Raw genomic sequence first — 12369 nt, forward strand, 5'->3', positions numbered from 1 at the left:
GATCAACTATCTTCAGCCTAGCCCACTCGTCAACCGCGGAGGTGGGACGCCACTGAAGGTCCCTGCGCTCAACCTGGGGCAGGGTGACCGTCACTACTGTCGCGTTACCGCGCCTCGAGCTGCTTGATCATTGCCGACACGCACCCCGGCATCGTTGCCATGGTTGAGTCGGTGAACCGAAGGACGGTCCACCCGGCGAGACTGAGCTGCACGTCACGCTGTCGGTCCGCGATGAATGACTCCAGAGACCGGTGGAATTCCCATCCGTCGAACTCGAGCGCCAGCATCAGGCGGGGGAAGGCGGCGTCCAGGAAATAGTCGCGGTCCTTCACCGTCACTCGATGATTGGTCACCCACCCGGCGATGTGCGCCTTGCGCAACGCGATGTGGGCTGTGCGCTCCAACTCGGACCAGGGGAGGTCGCGGGATTCGCGGAGCAGGCGCTCCCGCTCGCCGTTGCCCGCTCGGTCCTTTCCGAGACGAAGTGCCGTCCAGAGGTCATCCAGTGTGATTACCTGGCGCCGCAACGCCTCGTCGATGGCCGCTCCGCCCATCGACTCCGTCAGGTCGAGGACGGTCTGTGCGGGAGTGGTGACGAACTTGTCCCCATCCCAGTCCCGGAGATCGGGGCCCACCGTGCGTCGTTCGAACCTGAAGCCGCCCGCACGGCGCACGCGAGGCCCTGCGACCTGCACGGCGTCGAGCTGAAGCTCGGGCCACCAGGTCAGGTGGGCCGCGGTCTCCCGGACGAACGTGGCGTTCGGGTAGAGGGCAGAGATGGCCGCAACGCGTGCCTCGATGGTCGGTGCCCAGTCCGGCAGCCCGTAGGCGCCGCGCAGAATTGGTGCCAACTGCCCCGACTTCACGGCGCGGTCGATCCGGTCTGCCAAGTGGGGATGCTGCCGGGGGCAGATGATCCCGTGATCGGTGAGGATGGTGGCGATGTCTGTGTGCATGCCTCCCTTGTTCGCGTGAGCACGGCCGTATCTCCCGCCACGCGGCGACCTGTGGACAGCGCGGAATGCTGCCAGTAGTGGCGGTCACCTTCGGCCCGGCTGAGCGTGGGGTGTCGCACTGGGGGACCGTTTCCGCGCCGCCCGGTGCTAGCGTGGTCGACGGCGACCCGCCCCGGACGACGGATCAGTACCCGGTGAAGACAAGACTGGCCATTCCTTGAAAGGATCAGTCATGGATTGGGTCATCCTGCTCGCCTCGGGCGTCCTTGAAGCCGTGTGGGCCACGGCCCTCGGCCGCTCGGACGGCCTGCGTCGCCCCGCACCCACTGTCGTCTTCGTGGTGGCCGCCATCCTCAGCCTCGCGGGCCTCGGATTCGCCCTCAACACGCTGCCCACCGGCACCGCCTACGCCGTGTGGACCGCGACCGGAGCGTCACTGACCGTCGCCTGGGCGATGATCACCCGCGTCGAACCGGTGAGCCTCGCCAAGGTGCTGCTCCTGGTGGGCATCGTCACCTGCGTCGTGGGCCTGAAGGTGGTCGCGTGAGCGCGCGCTGGGCCTGGCCCCTGCTCCTGATCAGCGCCGTCCTCGAGGCGGTGTGGGCCAACGCGCTGTCCGCCAGCGAGGGCTTCACCCGCCCCGTGCCCGTCGTCGTGTTCCTGGTGGCCACCGTCGCCTCTGTCGTCGGGCTCGCCTTCGCCATGCGCCACATCCCCACCGGCACCGCCTACGCGGTCTGGACCAGCGTCGGCACTGTGTTGACGGTGGCGTACGCGGTCGCGATCGGCGCGGAGGGGATGACCTGGCTGAAGGCGGTGTTCCTCGCCGGGATCATCGGCTGCGTGGTGGGGCTCAAGCGCCTCGACGCGCCTCCGGGTCAGCGGAACAGCGAGATGATCAACGGGGCCGCCGTCGTGCCTCCCGAGTCGCCCACCTCGACGAAGGACGCCACCGCGTAGTCGGCGTTGTAGGCGATCATCCACGCACTGGTCTGCAGCGCCCCCGTCGGGCCCCACTGGGCAGTGCCGGTCTTCGCGCCGGTCATCAGGCCCTGCAGGGAGCGCCCGGTGCCGGAGTCCACGGTGGCCTTCATGAGCGCCTGCAGGCTCTGCGCCTCGGCGGGCGTCAGCGGCGCCGCCGTCGGCGTGGCCTCCTCGCCCTTCACCAGCCAGGGCAGGACCGTGCGGCCCGCCCCGATCGACGCCGCGACGGTGGCCATCCCCAGCGGCGACATGGTGACCTGCCCCTGCCCGATCATCGAGGCGGCCAGGTCGATGGAGTTGCCCGGCTGGACGGTGCCGAAGTTGGAGGTGAAGCCCACGTCGTAGTCCGTGCCCACCCCCAGCGACCCCGCCGCCGCGTGCAGTTGGTCCCCGGTGACGGTGCCCGCGGCCCCGGCGAAGGCCGTGTTGCAGGACTGGGCGAACGCCGTCGTCAGCGGGATGCGCCCGAGCGCGCTGGAGGGGTAGCCGGAGTAGTTGCCGAACGTGTAGGTGCCCACCTTCAGCGACGACGGGCAGTTCACGAGCGACGACGGCGTCAGCCCGGTCCGCAGCATCGCCAGCGCGGACACGGCCTTGAAGGTGGAGCCGGGCGCGTAGTTGCCGTACGTGACGTGCGGGTAGGTGCCGCCCGCGGGCGACTGGGCGGCGGCCAGCACGCCGCCGGTCGCGATGTCCAGCACCACCAGCGCGGCCATGCCGGTCTGCGTGCTGAGCACCTCCTCCGCCTTGGTCTGGAGGTCACGGTCCAGGCTGAGGTCGATGCCGGCGCCTACGCTCTCGTCCTGCTGGAACAGCGCTTTCTCCGGCGCGGGGGAGGACGACGGGGACGCCGAGGCGTCCGTGCGCGGCACCAGGTCCACCCTCACCAGCGGCACGCCGCGCAGCTGCTCGTCGTAGCGTGCCTGGAGGCCGCTCAGCCCCACGCGGTCGTTGATCGTGAGCGTGCCGCCGGACTCGTCGATCATCTCCTTGGTGGGGGTGCCCACGCTGCCGAGGATGGGCGCGGCGAAGGAGCCGCCCGGCCCCACGATGGCCGAGATCTCCCGCACGTAGGCGCCGGGGACCTGGCTGATGGTGGGCGGGATCTCGGCCTGGACCATGGTGGCCGCGACAACGAAAGCCCGCGGACCGTTGGCCAGCACCTTCCGCGTGAAGGCCGCGGCGTCCACCTTGAGGATGGCCGCAAGGTCCGCGGACGCGGTCTCCCACTCGGCCGCCTCCACCGAGGACTTGTCCAGGCCCACCTCGAACATGGCGCCCTCTTCGACGATCGCCACGCCCTCGTTGTCGTTGATCGGGGAGCGGCGTCCCTCCCGCTGCGTGTGCCGCAGCCGGGTGGTGTCCGTCAGCTCCGGGTGGATGATCGACGGCGCCCAGTCCAGCCGCCACCTGTCGCCCGAGTACCGCAGCCGCGCCTCCGTCTGGTAGGTCCACCCCTCACGGCCGAGGGGGTAGGTCATGGTGAGTTCGACGATGGCCACGTCGTCGTCGGCCTGATAGGCGACTGAGCCCGACGAGACCTCGGGGTAGATCTCGTCCATGCCGGCGAAGATGGTCTCGAAGTCCGCCTGCGCGTCCTCGGCCGGGCCGACCATGGGCAGCGCCGAGACGTCCTGCGCGTTGAGGGCCTCGACGGCGGCGGTGATGGCCTCGTCCGCGGAGGGGAGGTCCCGCCTGGGCGACGAGGAACCGCTCGGGTTGGGTTCCGGGTTGTCCGGCCCGGGGGCGCACCCGGCCAGGAGCAGCGCCAGCGTCATCGCTGCTGCCAGTAGTCGTCGTCGCATCGGACCTCCTGTTCGCGCCCAGGCTACCCGCCCCCGCCGACGGGGCTCCGCCGACCGGCCCCCCACCACGGTGTTTGTCGACGGCGCCGGCGCCGGTACCCTGGAAGGGCGCCTCGCAGGCCTTGCCTCGGCGCGCCAGTCCCCGAAACAGGAGCAGATCTCAGTTGAACGTACCCCTCTGGGTGTGGGCCATCACCATCGTCGTCATCCTCGGCCTGCTGGCCTTCGACTTCTTCTTCCACGTCCGCAAGGCACATATTCCAACCCTGCGTGAGGCGGCCGTCTGGTCCGCCATCTACGTCGGTCTGGCCCTCGTTTTCGGCGTGCTGGTCTGGATCTTCGGCGGCGCCCAGATGGGAGCCGAGTACTTCGGCGGCTACATCACCGAGAAGGCGCTCAGCGTCGACAACCTCTTCGTGTTCCTCATCATCATGTCCAGCTTCGCCGTGCCGCGGCAGGACCAGCAGAAGGTGCTGCTGTTCGGCATCGTGTTCGCGCTGATCGCCCGCACCGGGTTCATCTTCGCGGGCAAGGCCATGATCGAGGCGTTCTCCTGGACGTTCTACCTCTTCGGACTCATCCTCATCTTCACGGCCGGCAAGCTGCTGGCGCCGGAGAAGGAGGGAGAGGAGGAGGGCGCGAACAACTTCATCATCCGCCTGGCCAAGAAGTACCTGCGCACCACGGACCACTACGACGGCGACAAGCTGTTCACCATCGAGAACGGGCGGCGCGTCCTCACCCCGATGCTGCTGGTGATGATCGCCATCGGCGGCACGGACATCCTCTTCGCGCTGGACTCCATCCCCGCCATCTACGGCCTCACCCAGAACGTCTTCATCGTCTTCACGGCCACCGCGTTCTCCCTGATGGGGCTCCGCCAGCTGTACTTCCTCATCGACGGCCTGCTGGACCGCCTCATCTACCTCAAGTACGGCCTGTCGCTCATCCTGGGCTTCATCGGCGTCAAGCTGATCCTGCACGCCCTGCACGAGAACAGCCTGCCGTTCATCAACGGCGGCGAGCCGGTGCCGGTCTACGAGATCGAGATCGGCCTGTCACTCTCGGTGATCCTGGGCATCCTCATCGTCACGGTGCTGGCCTCCGTGTTCAGCCCGGCCGGCAAGATGCTGACGGCCGTCCGCCAGATCGACCGCCTCGCCTACGGCTACATCCACACGGAGTACCACGGCGACGAGGCGGAACGCGAGGCCAACTACCAGCGCATGCTGGATGCCGAGGCCTCCCTGACGCAGTTCAACCAGGACAAGCTGATGGAGCAGATGGAGGAGAGCGGCGCGCTCCGGGCGGTGGAGAAGGCCCACCGGATGCACGCCGAGGCCACGCGCTCCTAGTGCACCCCTCCCCACCATGCAGGTGATCGCCGCCCTCAGGCGGTTGTGGCGCCACGCGCCGTTCCGCCGCCTCCTGGCCCTGCGTACGCTCAGCCAGGCGGCCGACGGCACCCTGCAGGTGGGGATGGCCTCCTACATCCTGTTCTCCCCGCAGTCCCAGCCGGACGCGGCGTCGATCGCGGGGGTGCTCGCCCTCACGCTTCTGCCGTACACGCTGCTCGGACCGTTCGTGGCGCCCCTGCTGGACCGGTGGCCCAGGCGCAACGTGGCCTTGTACTCGGACGTGACCCGCGCGGCGCTTGCCACCGTCATCGGCCTGATCATCGCGGCCGGCGCCACGACGGGGAGTTCCTCCGTGACGCTCTACGTTGCCCTCCTGCTGGCGATGAGCATCAACCGGTTCATGCTGGCCGGGCTGTCGGCAGGTCTGCAGCACACCGTCGACGCCGACGAGTACCTGACCGCGTCGTCGATCCTGCCGACGGTAGGCCCGCTGGGGGTGGTGATCGGTGCGATCCTCGGCTTCACCACCAGGGCGGTCCTCGGCGGGGTGGTGTCCACGCACCAGGCCGACGCCGTCGTGTTCGGCCTGGCCGCCGCCATGTTCGTGGGCTCGGTGCTGGTGTGTCGCGGGTTCGCGCGGGGGGCGCTGGGCCCGGACGTCGCGGCCGAGCGCGTCAGCGCGCGAGACGTGCTGGGGGGCCTGGCGGAGGCCGGGCGGCACCTGGTGTCGCGGCCGGCGTCCGTGCTGGCGCTGGCGCTGATGTCGATGACCCGGCTGCTGTTCGGGGTGTGGAGTGTGGCGGTGATCCTGGCCGCACGGCACCTGTGGCACCCCGTCGACCGCCCGGGTGACGCGCTGGCGGACCTCACGGTGTGGGGGCTGTTCACCGGGGCGGGCTTCGTGCTGGCGGCACCCGCGGTGCCGGCGCTGGTGCGGCGGCTCGGGCTGCGCCGGGGCGCGGCGCTGGTGCTGCTGGTGGCCTCGGTGGTGTCGGCGGGGGCCGCGTTCACCACCGCCAAACCGGTCCTGTTCGCGGCGAGCTTCCTCATCGGTCTCACGGTCCAGTCGTTCAAGATCTGCGTGGACACCGTCGTGCAGGCCCACGTCGACGAGGAGTACAAGGGCAGGACGTTCACCTTCTACGACATGGGCTTCAACGCCGCCTTCGTCCTCGCCGGGGTGGTGGCCGTCTGGGCGCTGCCCCCCACGGGCCTCTCGACGGCGGCCTTCCTGGGGGTCGCGCTCGCCTACGCCGCGTGCGCAGGCGTTCTGCTGGCGGTGAGCCGACGGCTCGGCCCGGCCGTGCTGGAGCGCGGCACGGAGGACCTGCTGCGCGCGTGAGTCAGCCGTCGAGGAGGCCGGCCTCGTGGGCGATGAGCACCAGGCCCACGCGGTCCCGGGCGCCCAGCTTGCTCAGCAGCCTGCCGATGTGGGTCTTGACCGTGCCCTCGGCCATGAAGAGGCGCTGCGAGATCTCGGTGTTGTTGGCGCCGCGCGCCACCTCGGCGAGCACCTCCCGCTCCCGATCGGTCAGCGCGTCGAGCCGGCCGTCCGGGTCCTTGGCGGCGCGGGGCAGCAGCGGAGCGAAGCGGGTGAGGAGGCGCTTGGTCGCGGACGGGGCCACGACGGCGTCACCGGCGGCCACCGCCCGGATCGCGCCCAGTAGTTCCTCGGGCAGGGCGTCCTTGAGCAGGAAGCCGCTCGCCCCGTTGCGGATGGCGGCGAAGACGTACTCGTCGAGGTCGAACGTGGTGAGCACCAACACCTTCGTGTCCACCCCGGAGGCGGTGATCTGCCGGGTGGCCTCGATGCCGTCCATCACGGGCATCCGGATGTCCATCAGCACCACGTCGATGGGTCTCGTGCGGACGGCGGCGACGGCGTCGCGGCCGTTGTCCACCTCGCCCACCGTCGTCATGTCGTCCGCGGAATCGATCAGCATCCGCAGACCGCTCCGGACGAGCGACTGGTCGTCCGCCAGCAGCACGGAGATCATCTAGGCCCCTCTCAGCCAACTCTTGCCCAGCTGGCTTGGCATCGGCAGCCGCACCCGCACCTCGTACCCGCCGCCGGAGCGCGGCCCGGCGTGGAACTCGCCGCCCATGGCCAGCACCCGTTCGCGCATGCCCGGCAGCCCCGACCCGTGCCCGTCCGACGTGGACAGGCCCCCGATGCCGTCGTCGCGCACCTGGAGCTCGATGGCCTCGGGGGTGAAGGTCACCCGCGCCTCCGCCGTGGCCGTGGGGCCGGCGTGCTTGAGGAAGTTCGTGACGGCCTCCTGGAGCACCCGGAAGGCCGTCACCCCGAGCGAGTCTGGCACCAGCGGGACGTCGCCGTCGACCGTCAGCGTGATCCGGTCACCGGCGCCGGCGATCAGCTCGGGGATCTGGCTGAGGGTGGGGGAGGGGCCGAATGAGGGCGAGTCCGACTCGCCGCGCATCAGGGCGACGATCCGCCGCACCTCGGCGATGGACTTGCGGCCGGTGTCGGCGATGACGTCCAGGGCCTCGACGGCGGCGTCGGGGCGCTTCGTGGCCAATGCCCGCGCACCCTCGGCCTGCACCACGATCACGGAGAGGGAGTGGGCCAGGACGTCGTGCAGCTCCTGCGCCACCTCGGAGCGGGCCCGCCGCTCGGCGAGCTCGGTGCGCTGCCGCTCGGAGCGTTGCGCCGCGGCGAACCGTTCGGTCACGATCTCGCGGTCCAGCGTCTCCGTCAGCGCCCGTTCGCGCAGAAAACGGCCCCACAGGAACGACAGCGCGACGATGGCGAAGCAGAGCAGCACCAACAGGGTGGTGCCGAGCAGCCGGTAGGGCTGCGGCATGCCGGCGGTCCAGCTCAGTGGCCCGGCGAGCGAGCCGGCAACCCCGAAGGCGGCCACCAGCAGCACCGTCGACATCCTCTGGTGGCGGCCGACGCTGTAGACCACGACGGGGACGGCGAGAAGGGCTGGGACGGGAGTGTCGAGCGTCGCGGCCATGCCGATTCCCGCCGCGGTGAGCACGCCCAGCGCGGCCAGCGGGGCGATGCGACGCAGCGCCAGCGAGGAACACATCAGGAGCGACCACATGATGGCTCGCCCGGAGAAGTCCGCGTCGGGCACGGCCAGGACGGGCACGCCGGTGCCGACGGCGAACACCGCTGCCAGGGCGGCGTCGCGCAGCACCGTCCGCCCGTCGCGCGACCATCGGAAGTCCATCATGATGGGGTCAGCCTAGGCGGAGGCGTCGCGGGGGAGTGTCAGACCGTCGGTGCCGATCCGCCGCCGCGGGTGCACCGCAGTCTGACAGCTGGCTCCATGGCCCGTCGACTGCACGGCACATCACGGTCGAAGTCGTGGCGGCCGGTCGCCCACGAACGGCTGATGCGGCCCGTGGTCGCGTTGTGTTTGGACAGTGGCACGGCGATCATTGCGGTGGAGGAGCCTCCAGGTGGATCGACCCATCTCCGTGCGCTCGTATCCATCGTCGACGACTTGGCTGACAGCCCTCCGCGACAGCGCAACAGGCCCGGTCGGATGAATCCCCAGGCCCGCGACGACGGCCTTGCCGAGGGGCTGTGGGCTCGGAGCGAGGCGTTGCTCGTCCTGTGACCGCACCCGGCGGTGGACCGACGCGAGGCGTCTGCCGAGCTCGGCATCGCGGACCCCGAGGCGGAGCACTCCGGAGGCCCGGGTCCGTCGTGAACCCAGCGCCCGGAGTGTGGCGCACCGATCAGCCGCCCGAGTACTCCTCGAGAGGGATCGCCGCAGGCGCGGCCATGCGGGCGAGGCCGCTGGTCGAGTATTCGGGTTGATAGAGCGCTATCCAAGCATCAGCTGCCCGCTTGTCTGCGGCCGAGGCCCAGGTGCGGCCGTGCGCCCAGGAATAGGCGTTCTGCTCGATCCACGTGATCTGCTGGTGCACCGAGCGCCACCCCACCGAGTGGCGGCCGAGCGTCGGATAGTCCTCCTTGTACGCCGCGACCGCGCCGCTCACAGGGGGACGCTGAGCTGTCAGGACGGAGCCGACGGGGGTCACGACCGGTCGCGTGCCCAACGCGTCCGGGTGGACCTGGTACAGCGGGGACTGGAAGAACAGGCAGTCGTCGACCCTGTCCGCGTCGCACATCTCGCGAACGGCGTGGCCGAGCCGGTAGTGGCTGGGGTGGGCGTCGAGCCAGCTCATCGAGCGGAACCGTGCGCCAGAGCCTGCGGCCGCCATGATCTTGCCCATGGCCGCCCGTGCGACCTCCTCTGCGTCCGAATCCTCCTCGGTGATGTAGAGGAAGTGGACGTTGCCCGCCGGCACGCCCAGCCTCTCGAGCGAGGTGAACAGCTCGGCGTTGCGCGACGCGGTGAGCTGAGCGTTCGTGAGGCACCGGTTCAGGTCCTCGCAGAGGTAGTCCTTCACGCTCGTCCAGTAGCCGGCGAAGATCAGGTAGACGTGGACCCGACGTCCGGCGTTGATGTCGCGGGTGATCCCCCCGACCATCGAGATCAACTCGTCGTCCTGATGCGGCACGAAGTAGAAGGCCTCGTCCGCCGCGCTGCCGGTGGGCACGTCGTCGGGGATGGACGCGACAGGGGGATTGACGCCGCGCCGGACGGCCGATGTGCCGCAGGGTGTGGGCGAGCTGGTGACCGCGGAGACCCCGCCGAGGTAGAACCGGTGAGCGGGGGCCAGCGCGGAGACCGCTCCGGTGGTGTAGGTCGAGGCGCAGGTGCCCGTGCTCAGCAGTACCGGCGCGCCATAGGCGTGTGCCAGGGGGGCGCCGCTGAGTCCGTCGGGGAATTCCACGCCGGAGGCGAACAGGGCCGTGTCGGCGCCGTCGAAGTAGGTTCGCGCCACCTTGGCGGCGGTGTCGTAGCGGTCCTGGCCGCCGATGCGGACGACGACGGCGCTGGTGACACGCCTGATCTCCTGGAGGACCGCGTCGCCGACGGCGCCGGGGCCACCGAGGACCGTCACCGTGGTGGGCGCCAGATCCTGGAGGGCCTGCGCGGTGGCCGGTGGGAGCGAGAGCTGGCGTGCCAGGAGCAGGGGCGCTCCCAGTTTCGCGGCGAGGGGCCCGGCCGACAGGGCATCGGGGAACGACTCGCCGGAGGCGATGACGACGTCGGTCACGGTCATGCCGGCGGCGACGCCCGCGGCGGTCGCGTACCGGTCGGCGCCCGCGATCCGGGTGACAGGGGCGATCGCCGCGAGTTGCGAGGCCACCGTCGCCGAGACCGCACCGGTTCCGCCGACGATGACGATCTCCTGCGGCTCGCTGCGCGCCAGCTCTGCCGCGACGGCGTCGGGGAGCGAGGCGGTTCGGGTCAGGAGCAGGCGCGACTGCTCGCGCGCCGCCATGGGGCCGGCGCTGAGTGCGTCGGGGAAGAGCTCACCGGTGGTGACGACGACGCGGTGCCCGTCCCCAACAGGGAGCCACCGCGCGAGGTTGGCGGCGGTCGCGTACCGATCAGCCCCACCGACGCGTTGCTCGGCCGTGCGCTGGATCGTCGGGGCGACAGGGCCGCTGGGCTCGCCCGGCGTTGGGTCTGGGGTCGGGTCTGGGGTCGGGTCTGGGGTGGGGTCCGGCGTCGGGTCTGGGGTGGGGTCTGGGGTCGGATCCAGCGTGGGGTCCGGCGTCGGGTCTGGGGTCGGATCCAGCGTCGGGTCTGGGGTGGGGTCCGGTGTCGGATCCAGCGTCGGGTCTGGGGTGGGATCGATGGGTGTGGGGTCGGCGGTGACCTCGGGCGTCGGGCCAGTCGGTTCGGGCTCGACCGAGGAGACGACCGGAGGTGGGGTGACCTCCTCAGCGGATGTCGGCGGCGGCACCAGTGCTGAGAGCAGCACGATCCCCAGAATCAACGAACCCGCCTTGACGAATCCCATGTCAGCCCCCCTCGAGCCGGAATGCACCCTACTTTCATGCAGCCTACAACTCACTATCGGCAAATCGGCGGCCCTCAGGGTCCTATTCGCCGAATCAGCCGCGACGAGCGCAGTCGGCGGAGTGGAGGGGCGTCAGGCGGGGTCGGTGGCCTCGGCCCAGAGTTCGCGGCGTCGCGCCGCCTCTCGACGGTCGACGATGGTGGAGACCGCGGAAACGATCACCAGGATGGCCGCCATCCACACCAGCTTGCGCAACATGGGTCCCACTCTATGGCCGGCTCCCGCGGGGAGCCAGCCGGTGGGGCGGACGGGAGCAGGCGCACTCTCTCGCTGTGGAGCCGTCGCTGCGCATCTGCACACCATCGGCCTCACAGCGAGAAGTGTGCGGACCTCAGTAGCCGAGCATCTCCTTGCGGACGGGCAGCCAGGCGATTGCGTCGCGGACGGCTTCCTGCTCGGTCAGCTTCGCCTCCCAGCCCAGAACGTCCTTGGCCTTCGACGAGACGGTGTAGACGCCGGCCACGTCGCCCGGGCGCGACGGGCCCTCAGCGACGCTCAGGGCGTCGCCGGAGATCGCCTCGAAGGATGCCGCCAGCTCCTTGACGGTCACCCCGTTGCCGGTGCCGATGTTGAACACCTCGTAGGAGGAGTTGGCGGTGGCCTTGTCGAACCCCTCCAGTGCGGCGACGTGCGCCTGGGCCAGGTCCCAGACGTGGATGAAGTCGCGGATGCCGGAGCCGTCGCGGGTGGGCCAGTCGACGCCGGTGACGGTGAAGGTCTCACCCTTGCTCCACGCCTCGAGCAGCTTGGCCAGCACGTGGCTGGGCTTCTCGAGCTGCTGCCCGGAGCGCAGCTTCGGGTCCGTGCCGATGGGGTTGAAGTAGCGCAGCGACAGCACCTTCATGGCGGAGGCCCTGGTGAAGTCCTCCAGGATCATCTCGACGATGTACTTGGTGCGCGCGTACGGCGAGCCCGGGGACAGCGGGGAGGCCTCGGTGACGATGAAGTTCTCGTCGGGGGCGTAGATGGAGGCCGACGACGAGAAGAGGAAGCGCAGCACCCCGGCGCGCTCCATGGCCCGCAGCAGCGTGATGGTCTTGGACACGTTGTTCTCGTAGTAGTCCAAAGGCTGCTCGACCGACTCGGGCACCACGATCTTCGCGGCGCAGTGCACCACAGCGTCGATGGCGTGCTCGGAGAAGACGCGCTCGAGGAGGGCCTCGTCGGCGAAGTCGCCCTCGTACACGGCCCGGTTCCCGATGAACTCGCGGCGCCCTGTGGAGAAGTCGTCGAGGATGACCACCTCGTGGCCCGCGTCCTCACATGCCGATGCGACGGTGCTGCCGATGTACCCGGCGCCGCCGGTGATCAAGACCTTCATGCCTAACCTTCCGTGGTGACTCGCCC

Annotated in this window: 11 protein-coding genes and 1 riboswitch; of the genes, 4 read left to right on the forward strand and 7 right to left on the reverse strand. The window is 70.1% G+C overall.

Annotated elements, in window-relative coordinates:
• Positions 1-104: 104 nt before the first annotated feature.
• Positions 105-956 (reverse strand): DUF559 domain-containing protein, encoded by an 852-nt coding sequence (locus ACZK5D_RS12710; RefSeq protein ID WP_463665551.1) that lies wholly within the window; start codon positions 954-956, stop codon positions 105-107.
• 149 nt (positions 957-1105) lie between these two features.
• A riboswitch (guanidine-III (ykkC-III) riboswitch) is annotated at positions 1106-1171 on the forward strand.
• Positions 1172-1188: 17 nt separating this feature from the next.
• On the opposite strand from ACZK5D_RS12710, the gene ACZK5D_RS12715 reads away from it, so the two are divergent.
• Together ACZK5D_RS12715 and ACZK5D_RS12720 are read left to right on the forward strand one after the other, a co-directional pair.
• Positions 1189-1503 (forward strand): DMT family transporter, encoded by a 315-nt coding sequence (locus tag ACZK5D_RS12715; protein ID WP_458995745.1) that lies wholly within the window; start codon positions 1189-1191, stop codon positions 1501-1503.
• Positions 1500-1916, forward strand: a complete 417-nt coding sequence (locus ACZK5D_RS12720) for a DMT family transporter (protein WP_463665552.1) — start codon at positions 1500-1502, stop codon at positions 1914-1916. The genes ACZK5D_RS12715 and ACZK5D_RS12720 overlap by 4 nt, the downstream gene beginning before the upstream one ends.
• Here the strand turns inward: ACZK5D_RS12720 and ACZK5D_RS12725 are convergent.
• Positions 1835-3745, reverse strand: coding sequence for a penicillin-binding transpeptidase domain-containing protein (locus ACZK5D_RS12725; RefSeq protein WP_463665553.1), 1911 nt, complete (start codon positions 3743-3745; stop codon positions 1835-1837). The genes ACZK5D_RS12720 and ACZK5D_RS12725 overlap by 82 nt on opposite strands.
• A 164-nt stretch (positions 3746-3909) precedes the next feature.
• Here ACZK5D_RS12725 and ACZK5D_RS12730 point away from each other — a divergent pair, with 164 nt between their 5' ends.
• Both ACZK5D_RS12730 and ACZK5D_RS12735 read left to right on the forward strand, forming a co-directional pair.
• Positions 3910-5100: a TerC family protein gene (locus ACZK5D_RS12730; RefSeq protein ID WP_463665554.1), complete on the forward strand. Its 1191-nt coding sequence runs from the start codon at positions 3910-3912 to the stop codon at positions 5098-5100.
• A gap of 16 nt (positions 5101-5116) precedes the next feature.
• Positions 5117-6445: an MFS transporter gene (locus ACZK5D_RS12735; RefSeq protein ID WP_463665555.1), complete on the forward strand. Its 1329-nt coding sequence runs from the start codon at positions 5117-5119 to the stop codon at positions 6443-6445.
• 1 nt (position 6446) lies between these two features.
• Here ACZK5D_RS12735 and ACZK5D_RS12740 read toward each other — a convergent pair whose 3' ends face one another.
• From ACZK5D_RS12740 to galE, 5 genes are all read right to left on the reverse strand, one after another.
• Positions 6447-7100, reverse strand: coding sequence for a response regulator transcription factor (locus ACZK5D_RS12740; protein WP_463665556.1), 654 nt, complete (start codon positions 7098-7100; stop codon positions 6447-6449).
• Positions 7101-8306: a sensor histidine kinase gene (locus ACZK5D_RS12745; protein ID WP_463665557.1), complete on the reverse strand. Its 1206-nt coding sequence runs from the start codon at positions 8304-8306 to the stop codon at positions 7101-7103.
• A gap of 511 nt (positions 8307-8817) precedes the next feature.
• Complete coding sequence (locus tag ACZK5D_RS12750; RefSeq protein WP_463665558.1) at positions 8818-10962, reverse strand: cell wall-binding repeat-containing protein; 2145 nt, start codon at positions 10960-10962, stop codon at positions 8818-8820.
• Between the two features lie 132 nt (positions 10963-11094).
• Positions 11095-11220 carry a hypothetical protein gene (locus ACZK5D_RS12755; RefSeq protein WP_463665559.1) on the reverse strand — a complete coding sequence of 42 codons (126 nt, stop codon included), beginning with the start codon at positions 11218-11220 and terminating at the stop codon, positions 11095-11097.
• A 133-nt stretch (positions 11221-11353) separates the two neighbouring features.
• Positions 11354-12343 carry a UDP-glucose 4-epimerase GalE gene (galE, locus tag ACZK5D_RS12760; protein ID WP_463665560.1) on the reverse strand — a complete coding sequence of 330 codons (990 nt, stop codon included), beginning with the start codon at positions 12341-12343 and terminating at the stop codon, positions 11354-11356.
• Positions 12344-12369: the final 26 nt, after the last annotated feature.

It is taken from the genome of Tessaracoccus yangjingae, assembly GCF_055326235.1.